This is a genomic window from Bifidobacterium sp. KRGSERBCFTRI, assembly GCF_025908335.1.
In genome coordinates this window covers 1,059,310-1,076,668 of sequence record NZ_CP109653.1, presented here as the reverse complement: position 1 = coordinate 1,076,668, position 17,359 = coordinate 1,059,310, and the positions used below count along the sequence as shown (strand labels likewise).

Genomic DNA, 17,359 nt, shown 5'->3' with positions numbered 1-17,359 from the left:
AAATTCAGGATCTCGCAAAATGCAATACTTACTACGGTAGAAGCCGGAACCTACATACGGTAGGAGTCAGAATGACTGACGACGCTGTTACACGCGGCGCCGGCACAATCGCTAAAGCCGTCATGGAAGAACATCAGCAGTGGCTGCTCGTTCCCACGTAGTATTGCCTCATCCAAACATGTGCGGTATTCCGCGATATTGCCTTCAAGCCATATCGACATGGTGAGTATCGGCTCGTGAAGCACGCCTCTGGCAATGAGTTGCAGTAAGAGAAGCAACCGACTCATCCTGCCAGTGCCCTGTGCGAATGGGCGTAGCGCTAGAAAACGGTAATGAAACCGAATGATGTCATCAATCACCGAGTCGGAGATATCATTGTTATCCCACCACGCGAACAGGTCATCCATCGTTCCCGATGCCATATTTCTAGGTGCAACCAGCACCGGTTCGGCAGCCGTCAATCCGTCGCAAAGCTGCCGATGCAATTCACGAACGAATTTCCAATCCAATGGCTGCCCACCGCGAACCATCACGGTACCGTATCCCAACGTATACAAATAGTTCAATATCGCACGTTCAGAACCCACGGTTCTACGACGCTCGATGATGTAGCGCTCTGGATAGGAAAGAACATCTTCAAGTGAAGCATCGTACCCATCGAGACTGCAGGAGATTTTGGATTCAAGACGAGAGAAGGCTCGAACAATAGGATATCGATTCCCAAGTCGTCGCATTAGCGCGTCGAGACGCCGCAATTCTTTCCACGCTTCAATCTGCTTTTCCATAGTTGCAAGATAAGCCCAGTCATCAATACAACTGCATAGATCACGCATCTGGCGTGATCTAAAACCCCTCACACATGGCAGTATTCACCAGATTCCAGGAAGACCGATTTCATTCGCACGCTCCAGGCTTGCATGACGGGAATCGCGAGCGCCCTCTTCCTCGCCGTGCGCTTGTTGCCGTTCGAGAAGATATGGTCTCATATCCCTCCGATAGGTGCGCATTCCGCTGACCGAGCGCATATCGCGCTACGCATCCCCTGTCAGATGCTGATACAGTTCCGTGCTCAAAGGCTTGGTCAGCCGCAGATCCATCTCCACAAGACCAATACTCTCGCCGTCATTGTCACGCTTCGTCTCGTGCAGATTCGAATATGACCCCACACGACCCACGTAATAGTACATCTTCAGCTTCTCGGCGTCCGCCTTACGCATGACGAACAGCGGGATGAAATGATTCTCACTCCATTCCTCGTTGCCCTTTCCTTCTTCCATCCATTTGATTTCGCGGGATGCGGTGCTACGCCTGTCTTTGCTATACCAGTGCATTTCCTGTGGATTGAGGAAACGGTCGGCGTACTGGCTGTTCGCATATTTGATGAACACTGGCATGCTTTTTTCGTCTTTGGGGAGCAGATAGCCACCGACGCTGCTGCCGTTGATCTGCTTGCTCCACCCGAGCAGACGTTCCACTTCGAACATCTTGTACCGATGCTCGTAGACGAATCCGCGGTCGTCTTGCAACGAATGGCCGGTTTTCGCCGCTTCCTCGAGAAGGTCTTCGAATCGTTTCAGGCCAGTGCGCACATTGTCCACGAAGAAGCGGTGGAACGTGGCGTTGTTCTTGAGCATCGCGATGAACTCCGGCGCAAGGCAAATCCCGTCTCCGATGCGTTCGATGAGCGCGCGTTCCCCATACGATTTCTTGGTGGATGCGTCGAAGAACGACCAGTCGAGCACGCTGAGCGCCGATTCGAACTGTGCAGCGGTGTGGTACGACGCGGGGAATCGTCGCGCAACTGTTTCCCTCAACTGTTCCGTCGGGATCAGCGAGACAGAGCCACCAGCGCATGACTTGATCAATTCGTCAAGGATGACAAGCTCTTGCGGACGGATTGCAACCAACAGCACTTCGGTGGCCATTTTGAGCCACTGTTCTCCTTGCGTATCGATCGGCACAAGCGCATCCGCGAATCCTTCATCATGACCTTTGCGCGATAGCATGGCTTCCGTGTCACGCGCGAAGTCATAATAACTGTTGGCTTTCTGCGCCATTGTCATCACCAAGGATGGATCATGGCGATAGATATCCGTCAGCATCGGAATCCGACCAAGCTCGTTGCGAATCACCGAATACTTGTCGCGCAACATCCTCATATCGGACCACGAAGCCGTATCCAACGATTTGAGCACCTGCTTGCGTGATATCTCATCGAAACTGATCGACGACAGGCCGATCGATTCTCGTTGCATGTTCTTGCGCGCGCTATCGCTATCGCCAGCATTGCCGTACAACGCAACCGGAATGAGATAGTTGTTCTCGTAGTTACCAATGAAATCGATGACGGTAACGCAGGTCTTGTGCGGGAACTTGCGCAATCCTCGTCCCAACTGCTGCGTGAACACGATGCTGGACTCGGTGTTGCGCAACATCACGATCTGATTGATGGCAGGGATATCGACACCTTCATTGAATTTATCAACGGTAAAGATGTAATCAAGATCACCGGATTCAAGCCGATCAATGGCTCCTTCCACATCTCTCCCTGCGGTTTTGCCGCTGATGGCGACAGTTCTGTAATTGCGTTCCGCCTGCTGGTTGGTCTGCTGATTGAACAGTTCCGAGAGTCGTTCTGCCTCCTCCACCCCGGAGCAGAACACCAGTCCCGTCACAGGTTGGTCGTACGAGCCGTATTGTTCGAGTTTACGAATGATGTACTGCACGCGTGAAGGCTCGGTCAGTTCTTCGAGTGAATACTGGATCTGCTGCTTGTCTTTTTTCGAAATCCCCTCAGTCGCATCAACTCGGGTGCCGTCTGCTCCCAGGAATTCGTGTACGCCATAATAATGGAACGGACACAGCATATTCTCATCGAGGGCCTTCTGCAAACGGATCTCATAGGCGATGTTGTGATCGAACAGGGTGAAGATGTCGAAATTATCAGTTCGTTCCGGCGTCGCCGTCATGCCCAGCATGAAATCGGCTTCGGAGAAGTAGTCAATGACCGAGCGATAGTTGTTTGCACCAGAATGATGAGCCTCATCGATGAGGATGTAATCAAAATCATCGGGCTCGTACCACTCCATCATATGGCGACGCAACGTGTCGACTGTCGCGAACACATACTTTGCGTCATGCTGCTTACTGTTACCGGTGAGCAGACCGAGTTCGCCCTCGTCGCAACCGAGCACACGCTGATACGATTCGCGAGCCGACTTGAGAATCGTATCGCGATTGGCCACGTACAGCATGCGTTTCGGTTGGAATTGACGTACATCAAAGGCGGAGAGGTAGGTTTTGCCCGTGCCTGTCGCCGAAATGACGACAGCTTTCCGTTCACCCTCCTCACGCAGTTTCCGAATGTTGGCGAGCGCGTCACGCTGCATCGCATTCGGTTCGATCCTTGCCGTGCGCGTTTGTCGTAGAATCTGCGTGCGTGGAGGCGTGTAGTTCCTGAATTCCTCCTCGTATTGCGCCAACCATGCATCGGTCAACGGCACGGACTGACTGACCTGGTCTGCCAACTCCTCCCTGACCTGTTCAATGAGTTGCGCTTCGCCCGTCGACGAGACACGAAGATTCCATTCACGTTGATTCTGCAAAGCGAATGACGTGAGATTCGAACTACCAACATACAGGTTGTAGTAGCTGCGATCACCCTCCTCCATACGTCGTGTGAAAAGGTACCCTTTCGGATGGAACGGCTGATTGGCTGAAACTCCTTCAGTGCTTTGTTGTTCCCAAATGAGCACTTCCACGTTGGCCTCACGTTGGAGTTTCAGGAGTTCCTTGAAGGCCTTGGGCGTATTGAAATAGTTCTTGGTGGAGGTGATGATCCGATTGGTTTTTTCGCTGTTCTCTGCATGGTCCAGGAACGATTGGTACATCGATTTCAGCGCATTCTCACTGACGAATGCCACGGAGATGTCGAACGTCTCGCTTTCCCTTAGCTCCTCTCGAATCGCATCCCCCATTGTGCTTCCCGGCTGATTTGAAATGAGCTTGGGCACGAATCGTTCCTGTGCCAGATCATTCTGTCGGATCAAACCGCTCAGCACACCATCGACGATGCCGTGATCCGCAGATTCCAGCGGTTCGGTTGCAGACTGGCTCTGCCTGACGAAGGTGTTGTCCGCTTGAAACTGGCTGCTCATATTTATGTTCCGTCACTTATGATTCGCTTATGATCGGGGTTATTCGGAAACATCAGAATGCCATGCCGGAGATTCGCGTCACGGCATCATGATCCACTGGCGCCCAGCGCAGACGGGGCATCTGCGAAGGCTCCACCCATTCGATGCACTCATGTTCCGTAAGTCTGGGCATTCCCTCGATGAGATGGCACAGGAAGGTGGTGAGTTGCACGTTGCCGAAATCGTAGAGGTAGTCGCTGGTGCACACCTTCTTGTCGATGTCAATCTCGCAGAGCAGCTCCTCCTCGATCTCCCGCTGGAGCGCCTGCTGAGGTGTCTCGCCCGCTTCGATCTTGCCACCGGGAAACTCCCAATACCCGGCGAGAGATTTGCCTGCGCCGCGTTGCGCGCACAGCACCTTGCCATCTTTGATGATGGCGGCTCCGACCACTTTAATCAGTTTCGGCTCTTCCATGCATCCCCCATAGCCTGTATATTCCGGAAAACTATCGGGACCAGGATACAACGTGGATTTGCGGAGCTGCAACAGGGAAATCAAGACGACTCTGTTGCCAGGCATCTGCTTTACCATGTGAGCATGGAATCTCCGAGGCAATCCCCGAAACGAAATACCCAACTCCAATATGCGCCAATCGTTAGAACAGGTCGACCCACAGCTCATTGCGCACACCCTCGATGAAGGCTCGGCCACCGACCGGATCGATCTGCTCGACGTGCTCTACGAACTCATGGAACGCAAACTGTATCCGAACAAAGAGAAACTGGATGACGACGAGCACACGAAGGTGGCATGGGCTTTGGAGGATGGCGCGTATTCAGTCACACGGATACGCCATGATTCACTTCTCTTCCATGCGCTATTCCGACATTTCAACGGGAATGAGAAGGCGTTAACAGATGCGCTTGCGCCATCGATCATCGACGAACTCTCGGCAGACCTGTACGCGCTCATGACACCGGAAATGCTGGCACAGCGCATCGCGAGCCTCCTCGCGCGCAATGCCTAAGCACAAATGATACCGTCGCCGTCTTAGTCACGCTTCGCATTTGCGCAGTTCGATGTATTGCCGCTGTTCGTCGGGCGGTTGTTCGAACCATTGCCGATGGTGAGCCACTGGAACATCGAGAACCCATGATTATCGATGACCATCACCTTCGCCGCGTTGCCGCCAGCCTGCGAGGGCTGATTCGCGATGTTGAGCACGGTCTTACGGCTGCCGAGCATAAGCAGCAGTAGCACTCCCAGTACGCCGAAACACACGATGAGCAGCGTCCTATGCTGCTGTACCCACGACCTGACCGGGCAGATGTTGCATTTGTCATCGGCGCCCTCGCACTGTGCCATTGTTCGGTTTTCCATGCCCTGCGTCATTGGGTCTCCTCGTACCTCATTGTCCAGTGGATTGCAAAAGGCTCTGCATCTCATACTGTATTATCGAGTGTGGCAGACGGATCCTCCGCCGCCGCAAGTCCATCGAACATGGCAATGTGGCCCCGATGTTCGCCCACCGTATCACTTCGCGTAATCGTCGAGGCTTCTCACAGATCGCAGCATATACACACCGACTCCCACACACAGCCATTCGACCAGCAGGAAGGCCGCAATGGTGGACGGGTGGTAGGAACCCGTCAACAGCCAGAACACCAGGCAATACACCGGCACCACTACTGCCGCCGCGAACAGCAAGTATGACGTCCCGCGCATCAGCACAACGCATGGCACTCTGCACAGCCACAATCCCGCAGCGGCGACCCGTACCTCGACATGGCAGTGGCTTTGCGCAAGCACCTCGCCATTCGCGAACTCCGTGAAGCCGCTCGGCAATCCATGCAATCCGTAGAATCCACGACGCGGGACACCACATCGAACACAGAATAGAGGAAGGAACATCATGGCGACATATGAATCCGGAACCGACCTGGTCGATGCAATCATGAAGAAAGGCGGCAGATGCTCGCCTACCAACTTGGCTGGATAGGTCTGCTGCTGGATTGGGAGCATGCCGAGCAGGAAGGCCACGTGATGCACATGCCCGCCCCCGAGTATTCGTGGAACCGATTAGGTGAGCTGTATGAGATGTTCTACGAAACCTAGCGCGACACCACTCCCGACCAGATGATCGAGACCTTCAACGAGCAGATCAGCTACCTGTGCTGGATGATTACGGCGTTCTCCCAAGAGGAACTGTTCGAGCCGGGACACCGTCAGTGGGCTTCCTCCACCCCTTCCGCGTGGCCGGTGTGGAAGTGGATCCACGTCAACACGGTGGCGCCATTCACGTCGTTCCGCATGAAGATCCGCCGTTGGAAACGCGAGATGGCACGCCGGGACGTCATTGAGTAGGCGAAGGGAGTACCCTTGTCAACCATGCGCGAACCAGATTCACGTGAAGTGCTGCGAATGGCCCTTGGCACCGTTGTGTTCGCCGTAATCACGGTAGTGCTCACCGGCTTCCAGAATGGCTGGCATTCACTTACCACCGTCCGGGGCGTGTTGGACGTGCTTGTCCCGACTCTCCTATGGTTCGTTGGAATGCTGATCTTCCATCTCATCCGCCACCCGCGCATGTAGATGAGCCGCGTGTGCGTCACGTGACGCATTGCGAACAATCATTTGGATGCCAGGCTTCATTGCCTTGCCGTGCGCCGTCTTCCCCGACGGCTGGTTGTTGTTCGGGTTGCCGCCCGAATTCGAGCGGCAACCTAGTTGTTGACGCGTGCGTCCGCGCCGTCGTTCATCAGTGAGAGCGTGACCGCCGAGTTCATCGTCGTCACCGGCACGCCGCTCATCGTGTTGTCGAGTCCGAGAATCATGTTCAGAATGCTGCGCATCGTATTTCCTTTCATCCGTGGCGGTCTCGCCGCCCTTGTTGTGATGGTTCCAAGATACGAAGAAAACCCGGCGCATCCCATCAGGCCGGGGAATGAATCTCCACGCCGCCAAGGCTCCTTCTCAACCTTGCGGATGAGGCGGTCGTCATCCCGGCATGCGGTCTCCCTCTGCCACCCCAATCCAAGACTTGCTATTCGGATGCCCGCGCTGGGATGCCAGGGCATAGAGAATCGGCCATGCGGTACGCTGGCAAGCAATACGCAACCAGAAAGGAACACCATGCCCACACTGCACACCGAACGTCTCGTATTGCGGCCATGGCGGGAATCGGACGCGGCGACACTGTACGAATACGCGAAGAACCCAAACATCGGCCCCATCGCCGGCTGGCCGCCTCACCAGAGCATCGAGGAAAGCCTTGACGTGATCCGCAATGTGTTCGATGGCCCGGAGGACTATGCAATCGCACTCGCCGACGATCCGGACACCGCAATCGGAGCAATCTCCCTCAAGCTCGCCGGCAACTCCGATTTCTTCCCGGCAAACGACACGACGCAGGCAGAAATGGGATTCTGGATTGGCGAACCGTTCTGGGGCAACGGTTACATTCCCGAAGCGGCCCGCGAACTGTTGCGCCGCGGCTTCGAAAATCTGGGACTCAGCGCAATCTGGTGCGCGTATTACGAGGGCAACACGAAATCGGCGCGCACTCAGGAGAAGATCGGTTTCGAACCCATACGCGTCACACAGAACGTGCCGGTGCCGCTGCTTGGCGAAACGCGCACCGAACATGTGAATCGAATGACACGCGAGCAGTGGGAGACGCTCATCGCTTAACCGAGTTTCGTTATGGAGTGAACAATTCTTTTCGTTATGGAGTGAACAATTCTGCGCTACGGAGTGAACATAAACGAATCTGGAAATCTATGAAACGTTGGAAAATCGCCGTTTTCTGACATACAGTCACAAGAGACGTTCACTCCATAACGAAACTTTGTTCACGCCATAGCTAACGTCTCTTAACTAACTCAGCGAGCGGAGTCTGCGCGTCAACAAAATAGTGGATGCCAGTGCGCATCTCCAACTCGTGGGCAATTCGCCGAACGAGCATAAGTCGGTGAGAATGGTCGCTTAATGAGGTCTTCGTCACCTGTATGAACACCCAGCCGGATGCCTCGATTGCGTTTCGCCGGTCACTGTCGTGCAGCCATTGCCCCGAATGGAACATGCCGTCGTACTCAATCGCGATTTTGGCGTCAGGATAAGCCAGGTCGAGGTAATAGACATTACCGTTGATGGCACGAATCCGGTGATTAATCATAGGCATGGGCAAACCGTGCTGCACAATGCATAACCTCAATTTAGTCTCCCGACTCGAGTCTGTGCCCGGTCTCATCAGCGTGAGCGCACGTTCGCATTTCACGATGCCGCGAGGAGCACGGCGCCCCTTCACCGCACGAAGCGCTATGAGATAGTTCTTGAAATCCGCCTGTGAGTATTGCCGATGCACAGTGTTGCGCCGCAGTATGGAGTCGCCAAGAACGATGAGTTCCTCCAGACTCAAGAACCGAGCCAGCATCGCCCATGTGCAAATCGGCGATGTGAATATGAGGTCATCGCCGAGACATGCGAAATCCATCGGAGCATCCCACACGTACACCGCCAGCATGTGATTGGCGTCCTGAGCTCGCACACGTGGTTCCAGATTCTTGTTTCGCACCACCAGCTGCATGCGTTGCTCGCTGAGGCGCGGATGCGCACTCAAATCAATCCGCGGAATCTCCACCCCCGCCAACCGCAATGCTCTGGTCATGCCAAACACATAGACCAAACCGAACCTATGTTCAGCACGAAACCTCCTGCACTCACGCGCCGCCTCTTCGCTCGCCTCACGCAATCGCGTAAGCGAATCACTCTCTTCGAAACTCATATTTCGACCCTATGGTCGCGCAGATTCGGGCACAATCTCAACCGGGCATTGTGGATATGTGGAAATGAGTTATCCACATCGTTCACAGTAGGATTTCCTGCGCTATGGAGTGAGCAGATCCGCATTATGGGGTGAACAGGTGCCTGGTACGTAGTCTAGAAAACGCTGGAATTTCAAGGATTAACATGTTGAGACAATCTGCAACGTTCACTCTCTAACGCAGATTTGTTCACTCCCTAGCGAGAATGTCATTCTGGAGTGTCGCCATGCTCCACGCGCCCACTGATTACACTGGAACACTATGACGAACGAGCGTGAAGAGAACTCCGCACTCGCCACATTGCGCAAGTACTTCGGCTATGAGAGCTTCCGCCCCGGCCAGGCGGAGCTCATCAACGCCATTCTCGAAGGACGCGACGTGCTCGGCGTGATGCCCACGGGCTCCGGCAAATCGGTCTGCTACCAGATTCCCTCGCTGCTGCTGCATGGCATCACCATTGTGATCTCCCCGCTGATCTCGCTGATGCGCGACCAGGTGGACGGTGCGAACGAGATCGGCATACCGGCCGCATTCATCAACACCACGCAGACCCCTGACGAGCAACAGCAGGTGTTCGACGCCGCCAATGCCGGTAAGGTGAAGCTGCTGTACGTCGCTCCAGAGCGGTTGGAGACGGCTCGGTTCCGCGCATTCGCCACACATGCCGATATCGCGCTGTTCGCCGTCGACGAGGCGCATTGCGTGTCGCAGTGGGGTCAGGATTTCCGCTCGTCGTACCTGGCGATCGGCGAGTTCATCGACTCGCTGCCAGACCGCCCCACGGTGGCCGCGTTCACGGCGACGGCGACCGAACGCGTGCGCCGGGACATCGTCAATCTGCTGGGATTGCGCAACCCGCTCGTCATGGTGACGGGATTCGATAGAACGAATCTGTATTTCGACATGCTCAAGCTCAACACGCGCGAAAAGGCGAACTGGATAGCGCACTACGTGGCCGAGCATGCCGACGAATCCGGCATTGTGTATTGCGCGACCCGCAAGGAGACGGAGGCGCTCGCGCAGACACTCAACATCATGGTGCCGCAGTTACGCAAGGCACAGGGCTCCCAGATGGAAGACGGACCCATCGCCGCGGCATACCACGGCGGCATGCCGGCGAATGTTCGCGAGCGCGCGCAACGTGATTTCGTCACCGACACGGTGCCGCTCGTCGTTGCGACGAACGCGTTCGGCATGGGCATCGACAAATCGAACGTTCGCTATGTGATCCACCACAACATGCCCGAGAGCATAGAGGCGTACTACCAGGAGGCCGGGCGCGCGGGGCGCGACGGCGAACCGAGCCGATGCACGTTGCTGTGGAACGAGTCGGACATTGTGACACGGCGTCGCCTGCTCGACATGGCGGATCGCAACGAGCGGCTCACCCCCGAGGAGCAGGAGGTGGTGCGGCGCTCGAAACGGCAACTGCTCGATGCCATGATCGGCTACTGCAGAACCACGGACTGCCTGCACGACTACATGACACGGTATTTCGGGGAATCGAACGGAACCGAACGCTCGGCGGACGGCCATTGCATAGGCGGATGCGTCAACTGCGAAAGCACCTTCGAAACGGTGGACGTCTCCGCAGTCGCACGCGCGATCAGCATGTGCGTGCACGATCTGGGCCAGCACTACGGCATGGGCAAGGTCGTGCAGGTGCTGCGCGGCTCCAAAGCGCAGGATCTCGCCAATCGCGGATTGGATGCGGCGCCCACGTACGGCCGCCTGAGCGAAGTGAACGAAGCCAAGATTCGCGACGTGCTCAACCAGATGGTGGCCGACGGCTTCCTCGTAGTGAGTGAAGGGCGGCTGCCACTCGTGCAGTTCGGCCCCCGAGCCGCCGAAACAGTGGCACCCACGTTCCGATACGAGATCAAGAAATCGGAGCGCAAGTCGAAGTCACGAAGCAGCGGCGGAGACGCGAAGTCCACGAAACTGAGCGCCGGCGAACGTGCCGCCGCAGGATTGGGCGCCAACACCGGCGTGGACGCGGAACTGTTCGAGCACTTGCGTGCCCTGCGCATGCAGATCGCACGCGAGATAGGCAAACCGCCCTACATTGTTTTCTCGGATCGCGCACTGCGCGACATGGCCGAACGGCACCCACACACGTCGAAGGAGTTCCTCGAGGTCAACGGCGTGGGCGCCAACAAGCTCGAACGCTACGGCAAACGGTTCATGGAGGTCATTCGAATCTTCGACAATGCCTCGTGAGCGCCCCGCCATTCGCCATGATGGCAGACCATGCGTCCACATTACGGAACGCCGTGAGCCGAATTATGAAGTTTGTCTACGCCATGGTGTTTCTTGAAAATATGACGAATTTCTCATGTTGTCGTTGTCGCTGACCGAACGCCACAGGCGCGCGGTTACCGACGCATAACTTGAGATCGATTTCACCTGTGCACTTCATGCACACATTCCAACATCGAAAACGCTTGGCAGTACTGGAAAATCTGCGGGCGAATCCACTGCATGGTCGATGAACGGCAATCGAGATCAGCTGTACTGCAGTCAGTGACGACGCAAACCTGCGGCGTGTTTGAAATCTGAAAATATACATAAACAATCACGCATATCAGGATTCTAAGGACTCATTATGGCTATTCACACCACTGTTGCAGAACTCATCGGAAACACCCCGCTCGTCGAACTCCACAACGTCACCGATGGCGTGCGAGCGAAGATCGCCGTGAAGGTGGAGTACTTCAATCCGGGCGGTTCGTCGAAAGACCGCATCGCTGAGCGCATCATCGGCGCCGCCGAACGTGAGGGCAAGCTCAGGCCGGGCGGCGTGATCGTGGAACCGACGTCGGGCAACACCGGCGTGGGACTCGCGCTCGTCGCACAGCAGCGCGGGTATCGCACCGTGTTCGTGCTGCCCGACAAGGTGAGCGAGACGAAACGCGCGGTGCTGCGCGCATACGGTGCCGAAGTGGTGGTGACGCCGACCGACGTCGAGCCCGACGACCCACGTTCGTACTACAGCGTCTCCGACAGGCTCGCCCGCGAGATTCCCGGCGCGTTCAAACCGAACCAGTACAGCAATCTCAACGGTCCGCGCTCGCATTACGAAACCACCGGACCCGAGATCTGGGAGGCAAGCGAGGGCGGTGTCACCCACTTCGTGGCAGGCATTGGCACGGGCGGCACCATCTCGGGAACCGGCCGTTATCTCAAGGAAGTCTCGAATGGCGCGGTCACGGTGATAGGCGCCGATCCCGAGGGCTCCATCTACTCGAGCCCAGCCAATGTGCATGGGTACGACATCGAGGGCGTGGGCGAGGACTTCTACCCAAGCGCCTTTGACCAGACGATCCCCGATGCGGTCGAGCAGGTCACCGACGGCGAGGCATTCCTGATGACGCGGCGTCTGGCTGCCGAGGAAGGGCTTCTTGTGGGCGGTTCGAGCGGTATGGCGGTGGCGGCGGCCGTCCGGTATGCCCGGGAGCACGACCTTGACGAGTCCGCGACCGTGGTCGTGCTGCTGCCGGATTCCGGCCGCGGGTACTTGGAGAAGATTTTCAATGACGATTGGATGATCGAACACGGGTACGCCGACATCGTGGCACGCACCAGCCGGCCATCGCTCGTCGACGGCGTGCTGCTCGAGGTATGATCGCACACACGAACACAGCAAGCACAATCAACCAAGCACAATCAACACAGACATACTTTTCGAGAACAGGCATATCATGACCAGGGCAGACACCAACTACGCTCACGACGGCATCGCGACCCGCGCAATCCATGCCGGGCAGGAACCGGACGCGCTCACCGGCGCCGTCTCCACTCCCATCTACATGACCTCGACGTTCAAGCAGGACGGCGTGGGCGGATTGCGCGGCGGCTACGACTACTCACGGTCGGTGAACCCCACGCGCACGTCGTTCGACGAACAGCTTGCCGCAGTGGAGGGCGCGGCGTTCTCAATGAGCTTCTCGTCGGGACTGGCGGCGATCGATGTGCTGCTGCGTGCCACAATGCGCCCGGGTGACTCGATTCTCATTGGCAACGACGTGTACGGCGGTACATATCGCCTGCTGTCCAAAGTGTTCGTGCCATGGGGCGTGGAACTCGACGTGGTGGATGCCACCGACGTCGCGGCGCTGAATGCGGCCCTGGGTGCCAAATCGTATCGGTATGTATGGGTGGAGACGCCATCGAACCCGCTGCTTGGCATCACCGACATCGCATTGACGGCTCAGCTCGCCCATGAACACGGCACGAAAGTGGTGGTGGACAACACGTTCGCATCACCGATTCTGCAGCATCCGCTCGCGGATGGCGCCGACGCCGTGGTGTACTCCACCACCAAATACATCGGAGGCCACTCGGACGTGGTCGGAGGGGCGGTGCTCGTCAACGACCCCGAGGTCGCCGACGCCGTGGCCTTCCTGCAGAACGCCGCCGGCGCAGTGCCGTCTCCGTTCGATTCGTGGCTCGACATTCGCGGATTGAAAACACTTGGCCTGCGCGTGCGCAAACACAGTGCGAATGCCTTGGAAATCGCGCAATGGCTGGAACGCCGCCCCGAGATCGAGCGCGTCTGGTACCCGGGCCTCGAGTCCCATCCGGGTCACGAGATCGCCGCGCGGCAAATGCATGGCGGTTTCGGCGGCATGATCTCAGTGCAACTTGCCGGCGGCCCTGAAGCGGCACAGCGTTTCGCCTCCTCGACGCGGCTGTTCACGCTCGCCGAGTCGCTTGGCGGCGTGGAATCGCTCATTGAAGTGCCGGCGGCAATGACCCATGCCTCTGTTTCAGGCACAACACTCGAGGTTCCCGCCAACCTCGTGCGTCTGTCCATCGGCATCGAGGATGACGGCGATCTCATTGCCGACTTGGAGCAGGCACTGCAGCAGCTCTGAAACAGTATGAGCTCACCATTCCATTGAGCAGAGGGCCTGTACCCCATAACCGTCGTTGGGGGTACAGGCCCCCTTTTCAGAAGACTGACTCACAGACTTGCTGCCGCAATGAGCAGACGGGTGTACTCCTGCTGCGGCTGCTCGAGAATCTGCGCAGACGGGCCGCTTTCCACGACGCGCCCCTCATGCATGACGACTATGCGGTCGGCTATGTTCTGCACCACGCCGAGGTCGTGGGAGACAAGCACCATGGCCATGTTCGGGTCACGTTCGCGAATCGCCGCGAACGCATCGAGAATCTGCATGCGGGCCGCCACATCGATGGCGCTCATCGCCTCGTCGGCCAACATGACCTGCGGATCCTTCACCACTGCGCGCGCAATGGCCACACGCTGTGCCTGACCTCCGCTCATGTCCATCGGGTACCGGCCCATGAACTCCGATGGCTCCAAGCCCACTAATTCCATGGCTCGCGACACCTGGCCCCCAATACCGCGCTCGTCGCGTTCCCCCGCCAGGCGCAACGGCTCCGCAATCGAACGCCCTGCCGTCCAGCGCGGGTCGAGTGAGGCGAACGGATTCTGGTACACAATGCCCGAAGCTGCCCGTAAGCTGCGCAGCTGGGCACGACCGCTCGCTCCCAGAATGCTGACGCCGTTGAACAGCACATCACCGGAATCGGGTTGTTCCAAGCCGAACATGATGCGCGTGAGGGTCGATTTGCCTGAACCGGAGGCGCCGATGATCCCCAGGCATTCGCCGGGCCATACCTCGACATTCACGTCGAAGAGCACCTGATGGCGCCCGCGCCCTCTTCCGAAGCTCTTGACCGCTGCATTTGCCTGCAGCGCGGCCGGCTTCTGCTGTTCCTCAATCATGATTGGCACCCCCGCTACCGTCGACATGCAGGCTGAGTGCGCGCGCGGCCGTCACCAGCATTGCCGTGTATTCGTCGGCCGGGTCTGCAAGCAATGCATCGGTGCGTCCGGCATCGACAATACTCCCTTCCCGCAGCACATAACAGTACTGGGTGGCGCTCGCCAGCACGGAGAAATCATGCGTGACGAACAGCATGGACGCACCGGCCTCATCGACCAGTCCGACGAGCAATTCGAGAATCTGCTGCTGGGTGATCGAGTCGAGCGCGGTGGTCGGCTCGTCGGCAATGATCAGGCGTGGTGACGTGATCAGCGCCGTCGCGATGCTCACACGCTGCTGTTGGCCGCCGGAAAGCTGGTGGGGGAATCTGTCGAGCACATCGGCCGGCAGACCCACTTTCGCGGCCATGTTCGCCACACGTTCGGCGCGGTCCTGCGCAGGCAGATCGTAGTGCAACTTGAGCGGAAGCTCGATCTGTTCGCGCACGCGCAACAGCGGGTTGAGCGAAGCCGCCGGATTCTGGAACACCATGCCCATCGCCGCACCGCGCAGCCTGGCGAGTTGCACGTCGTTCATGCCAACCGTCTGCGTGCCGTTCACATTGATCGACCCGCTCAGCTGGGTGTCTTGCGGCAGCAGTCCCATGATCGCCCGTGCAATCATCGATTTGCCGGAGCCTGAGGAGCCGATCAGTCCCACACGCTGGCCGTCGCGAATCTGCAGGCAGACATCGCGAACGATCTGCCTGCCCGCAATCGACACATTCACGGATTGCAGATCCACACTCATGAGACCCTCCTCAACCTCGGGTTGCTCAGCGGGTCGGCGGCATCGTGCAACGCGTCTCCGAACAGATTGAGCGCCATGACGACCACGGTGACGATCAGGCCGGGCCACACAACCGTGAGCGGGTAGATCGTGATGAACTTGACCGACGAGGCGAGTGAATACCCCCAACTGGGCACACCGGACGGCACACCCACACCGAGGTAGGTGAGCCCCGTCTCCGCCAACACCGCGGTTCCTGCGGCGAGCGAACACTGCACCGTGACCACCGGCCGAATGTTCGTCAGCACATGCGTGAAGAACACCCGTGCCGCAGACGCGCCGTTCGACAGCGCCGACTCCACATACAGGCTTCTGGCAGAAAGCATGGCCTGCGGGCGGGCGACGCGGGCGAGATTGAGCCCATACCCGAAACCACAGGCGAGCACAATGCCCAGAATCGAAGCGCCAAGCGGCACGGCGAGCATGAGCGCGATGAGCACGGTGGGAATCGAGATGAGCGCGTCAATCGCCACCACGGTTCCGTTCGCCAGCAATGTGCTGTGCGAGACCATCAGCGACACGAGCAGCAGACCGAAGGCGAGGGCGAAACAGACGGTGAGCACCACGATGGCCAGATTCGTGCGCGAGCCGGCCATGAGCCAGCTGAGCACATCGGCACCGGTGCCATCGGTGCCGAGCCAGTGCTCGCGTGACGGTTTCGCCCATACGTTGTAGCCATCGGTTTGCCACAAAGACCGCGGGGTCCAGAACAGCGAGACGAGCGAGACCAGCACCCACAGGCCGAGCACGATCAACGAGAACCTGCCGGTGCCGCGCGACCACATCGTCGAGACGACGATGCCCACGCGGCGAAAGTGCGTGCGTACAGATTGCCTATTCATTGCTCCCCTCCCCCAATCGCGGGTCGAGTGCCCGGTGTGTCAGGTCGACGAGCAGTCCGATTACCAGGAAGAACGCGGCCAACATGAACAGCTCGCTCTGCACGGCAATGAGGTCGCGATGGCCAAGATCACTCACCAAGCCGGTGCCTATGCCCGGCAATGCGAACAGGTTCTCGATCACCATGACTCCGGTGACCATCTCGGCGAAAGTGAGGCCGATCACTGAGACGAGCTGCGGCATCGCCAGTCGCATGCCCACATGCCACAACGCCTGTCTGCGCGTCATGCCGCATGCCATCGCCATCTCGACATAGCCGGAGGAGGCGATGGTCTGCAACGAGGAACGCGTATAACGCATGATCGTGGCGCCGACGATCATGCCCACGGTGAGTGCCGGCAACACCAGACTGAGCAATGCGCGGGACGGATCGGTCCACCCACGACTCGGGAATCCCTGCGCCGGGAACACTTCGAACACGCCCAGTCCGCGCGCGAACAGCAGAATGAGCAGCAGACCGCCCCATAGGGCCGGAATGGCGCCTCCAATGATCGCGATGGTCTGGAACAGTGCCTTGGCCGCACGGTTCGTCGTGCGCACGGCGAGGTAGCCGAGCGGGATTCCGAACAGCAGCGCCACCAGCATGCCCAACACAATGAGCGGGAACGTGATGGCGGCACGCGAGGCGACCACGGAAGCCACGGGCTGGCCGGTGAGCATGGTCATGCCGAAGTCGCCGTGCAACAGTCCGCCGACCCACTCGAAGTATTGCTGTGGAAGCGGCTTGTCGAGCCCCATCTGGGCCCTCAACTGGGCCACGCGCTCGGGCGGCGAGTTCGTGCCCGCCATCACGGCGGCGATGTCTCCCGGCAGCACGCGCAGCATGAGGAACACGATGAGCGAGATCGCCAACAGCGCCACCAGGAACATGGCGATGCGTCGCAACACATATTTCATGAAGACACGCGTCCTTTG

General features: G+C 58.1%; 17 protein-coding genes and 1 pseudogene. 7 read left to right on the top strand and 11 right to left on the bottom strand.

Annotation, left to right across the window (positions count from 1 at the left end):
* Positions 1-50: 50 nt before the first annotated feature.
* The 3 genes from OGI63_RS04525 to OGI63_RS04515 form a co-directional block, all read right to left on the bottom strand.
* Positions 51-785, bottom strand: coding sequence for a Fic family protein (locus OGI63_RS04525; RefSeq protein WP_225842317.1), 735 nt, complete (start codon positions 783-785; stop codon positions 51-53).
* Between the two features lie 246 nt (positions 786-1,031).
* Complete coding sequence (locus tag OGI63_RS04520; protein WP_004218821.1) at positions 1,032-4,157, bottom strand: DUF3427 domain-containing protein; 3,126 nt, start codon at positions 4,155-4,157, stop codon at positions 1,032-1,034.
* Between the two features lie 52 nt (positions 4,158-4,209).
* A complete protein-coding gene (locus OGI63_RS04515) occupies positions 4,210-4,611 on the bottom strand; it encodes a (deoxy)nucleoside triphosphate pyrophosphohydrolase (protein WP_004218820.1) in 402 nt (133 codons plus the stop codon).
* 169 nt (positions 4,612-4,780) lie between these two features.
* Here OGI63_RS04515 and OGI63_RS04510 point away from each other — a divergent pair, with 169 nt between their 5' ends.
* The gene (locus OGI63_RS04510) at positions 4,781-5,164 is read left to right on the top strand and encodes a hypothetical protein (protein WP_004218819.1); all 384 of its coding nucleotides are present in this window, start codon (positions 4,781-4,783) and stop codon (positions 5,162-5,164) included.
* A gap of 23 nt (positions 5,165-5,187) precedes the next feature.
* Here OGI63_RS04510 and OGI63_RS04505 read toward each other — a convergent pair whose 3' ends face one another.
* Together OGI63_RS04505 and OGI63_RS04500 are read right to left on the bottom strand one after the other, a co-directional pair.
* Positions 5,188-5,502 (bottom strand): hypothetical protein, encoded by a 315-nt coding sequence (locus OGI63_RS04505; RefSeq protein ID WP_225842314.1) that lies wholly within the window; start codon positions 5,500-5,502, stop codon positions 5,188-5,190.
* 168 nt (positions 5,503-5,670) lie between these two features.
* Positions 5,671-5,862 carry a hypothetical protein gene (locus OGI63_RS04500; protein ID WP_225842312.1) on the bottom strand — a complete coding sequence of 64 codons (192 nt, stop codon included), beginning with the start codon at positions 5,860-5,862 and terminating at the stop codon, positions 5,671-5,673.
* A gap of 246 nt (positions 5,863-6,108) precedes the next feature.
* On the opposite strand from OGI63_RS04500, the pseudogene OGI63_RS04495 reads away from it, so the two are divergent.
* Together OGI63_RS04495 and OGI63_RS04490 are read left to right on the top strand one after the other, a co-directional pair.
* A pseudogene (locus OGI63_RS04495) lies at positions 6,109-6,501 on the top strand (ClbS/DfsB family four-helix bundle protein).
* 24 nt (positions 6,502-6,525) lie between these two features.
* Positions 6,526-6,729 carry a hypothetical protein gene (locus OGI63_RS04490; protein ID WP_004218815.1) on the top strand — a complete coding sequence of 68 codons (204 nt, stop codon included), beginning with the start codon at positions 6,526-6,528 and terminating at the stop codon, positions 6,727-6,729.
* Positions 6,730-6,860: 131 nt separating this feature from the next.
* Here the strand turns inward: OGI63_RS04490 and OGI63_RS04485 are convergent, their stop codons facing one another.
* Positions 6,861-6,989, bottom strand: a complete 129-nt coding sequence (locus OGI63_RS04485) for a hypothetical protein (RefSeq protein WP_004218814.1) — start codon at positions 6,987-6,989, stop codon at positions 6,861-6,863.
* A 280-nt stretch (positions 6,990-7,269) separates the two neighbouring features.
* Here OGI63_RS04485 and OGI63_RS04480 point away from each other — a divergent pair, with 280 nt between their 5' ends.
* Positions 7,270-7,827: a GNAT family N-acetyltransferase gene (locus tag OGI63_RS04480; protein WP_004218813.1), complete on the top strand. Its 558-nt coding sequence runs from the start codon at positions 7,270-7,272 to the stop codon at positions 7,825-7,827.
* Between the two features lie 172 nt (positions 7,828-7,999).
* On the opposite strand, the gene OGI63_RS04475 is transcribed toward OGI63_RS04480, so the two are convergent.
* Entirely contained in the window at positions 8,000-8,920 is a 921-nt protein-coding gene (locus tag OGI63_RS04475; RefSeq protein ID WP_004218811.1) for a DUF559 domain-containing protein, read from the bottom strand.
* A 301-nt stretch (positions 8,921-9,221) separates the two neighbouring features.
* Here OGI63_RS04475 and recQ point away from each other — a divergent pair, with 301 nt between their 5' ends.
* The 3 genes from recQ (at position 9,222) to OGI63_RS04460 (ending at position 13,837) form a co-directional block, all read left to right on the top strand.
* A complete protein-coding gene (gene recQ / locus OGI63_RS04470) occupies positions 9,222-11,180 on the top strand; it encodes a DNA helicase RecQ (RefSeq protein WP_004218809.1) in 1,959 nt (652 codons plus the stop codon).
* A gap of 385 nt (positions 11,181-11,565) precedes the next feature.
* Complete coding sequence (locus tag OGI63_RS04465) at positions 11,566-12,585, top strand: pyridoxal-phosphate dependent enzyme (RefSeq protein ID WP_004218807.1); 1,020 nt, start codon at positions 11,566-11,568, stop codon at positions 12,583-12,585.
* Between the two features lie 76 nt (positions 12,586-12,661).
* On the top strand, positions 12,662-13,837 hold the full coding sequence (locus OGI63_RS04460) for a cystathionine gamma-synthase (protein ID WP_004218806.1): 1,176 nt from the start codon (positions 12,662-12,664) through the stop codon (positions 13,835-13,837).
* A gap of 89 nt (positions 13,838-13,926) precedes the next feature.
* Here the strand turns inward: OGI63_RS04460 and OGI63_RS04455 are convergent, their stop codons facing one another.
* Genes OGI63_RS04455 through OGI63_RS04440 form a run of 4 tightly spaced genes read right to left on the bottom strand, consistent with a single transcriptional unit; the run spans position 13,927 to position 17,341 of the window.
* A complete protein-coding gene (locus OGI63_RS04455) occupies positions 13,927-14,715 on the bottom strand; it encodes an ABC transporter ATP-binding protein (RefSeq protein ID WP_004218805.1) in 789 nt (262 codons plus the stop codon).
* Positions 14,708-15,505 (bottom strand): ABC transporter ATP-binding protein, encoded by a 798-nt coding sequence (locus OGI63_RS04450; protein ID WP_004218804.1) that lies wholly within the window; start codon positions 15,503-15,505, stop codon positions 14,708-14,710. Before OGI63_RS04450 ends, OGI63_RS04455 begins: the two co-directional genes overlap by 8 nt.
* Positions 15,502-16,386, bottom strand: a complete 885-nt coding sequence (locus OGI63_RS04445) for an ABC transporter permease (RefSeq protein ID WP_004218803.1) — start codon at positions 16,384-16,386, stop codon at positions 15,502-15,504. The genes OGI63_RS04450 and OGI63_RS04445 overlap by 4 nt, the downstream gene beginning before the upstream one ends.
* A complete protein-coding gene (locus OGI63_RS04440) occupies positions 16,379-17,341 on the bottom strand; it encodes an ABC transporter permease (RefSeq protein WP_004218802.1) in 963 nt (320 codons plus the stop codon). Before OGI63_RS04440 ends, OGI63_RS04445 begins: the two co-directional genes overlap by 8 nt.
* Positions 17,342-17,359 lie beyond the last annotated feature (18 nt).

Bases quoted from the DNA above. Each gene is read 5' to 3' on its own strand.
- OGI63_RS04525 (WP_225842317.1), bottom strand. From the start codon at position 785: ATGGAAAAGCAGATTGAAGCGTGGAAAGAATTGCGGCGTCTCGACGCG.
- OGI63_RS04520 (WP_004218821.1), bottom strand. From the start codon at position 4,157: ATGAGCAGCCAGTTTCAAGCGGACAACACCTTCGTCAGGCAGAGCCAG.
- OGI63_RS04515 (WP_004218820.1), bottom strand. From the start codon at position 4,611: ATGGAAGAGCCGAAACTGATTAAAGTGGTCGGAGCCGCCATCATCAAA.
- OGI63_RS04510 (WP_004218819.1), top strand. From the start codon at position 4,781: ATGCGCCAATCGTTAGAACAGGTCGACCCACAGCTCATTGCGCACACC.
- OGI63_RS04505 (WP_225842314.1), bottom strand. From the start codon at position 5,502: ATGGCACAGTGCGAGGGCGCCGATGACAAATGCAACATCTGCCCGGTC.
- OGI63_RS04500 (WP_225842312.1), bottom strand. From the start codon at position 5,862: ATGCGCGGGACGTCATACTTGCTGTTCGCGGCGGCAGTAGTGGTGCCG.
- OGI63_RS04490 (WP_004218815.1), top strand. From the start codon at position 6,526: ATGCGCGAACCAGATTCACGTGAAGTGCTGCGAATGGCCCTTGGCACC.
- OGI63_RS04485 (WP_004218814.1), bottom strand. From the start codon at position 6,989: ATGCGCAGCATTCTGAACATGATTCTCGGACTCGACAACACGATGAGC.
- OGI63_RS04480 (WP_004218813.1), top strand. From the start codon at position 7,270: ATGCCCACACTGCACACCGAACGTCTCGTATTGCGGCCATGGCGGGAA.
- OGI63_RS04475 (WP_004218811.1), bottom strand. From the start codon at position 8,920: ATGAGTTTCGAAGAGAGTGATTCGCTTACGCGATTGCGTGAGGCGAGC.
- recQ (WP_004218809.1), top strand. From the start codon at position 9,222: ATGACGAACGAGCGTGAAGAGAACTCCGCACTCGCCACATTGCGCAAG.
- OGI63_RS04465 (WP_004218807.1), top strand. From the start codon at position 11,566: ATGGCTATTCACACCACTGTTGCAGAACTCATCGGAAACACCCCGCTC.
- OGI63_RS04460 (WP_004218806.1), top strand. From the start codon at position 12,662: ATGACCAGGGCAGACACCAACTACGCTCACGACGGCATCGCGACCCGC.
- OGI63_RS04455 (WP_004218805.1), bottom strand. From the start codon at position 14,715: ATGATTGAGGAACAGCAGAAGCCGGCCGCGCTGCAGGCAAATGCAGCG.
- OGI63_RS04450 (WP_004218804.1), bottom strand. From the start codon at position 15,505: ATGAGTGTGGATCTGCAATCCGTGAATGTGTCGATTGCGGGCAGGCAG.
- OGI63_RS04445 (WP_004218803.1), bottom strand. From the start codon at position 16,386: ATGAATAGGCAATCTGTACGCACGCACTTTCGCCGCGTGGGCATCGTC.
- OGI63_RS04440 (WP_004218802.1), bottom strand. From the start codon at position 17,341: ATGAAATATGTGTTGCGACGCATCGCCATGTTCCTGGTGGCGCTGTTG.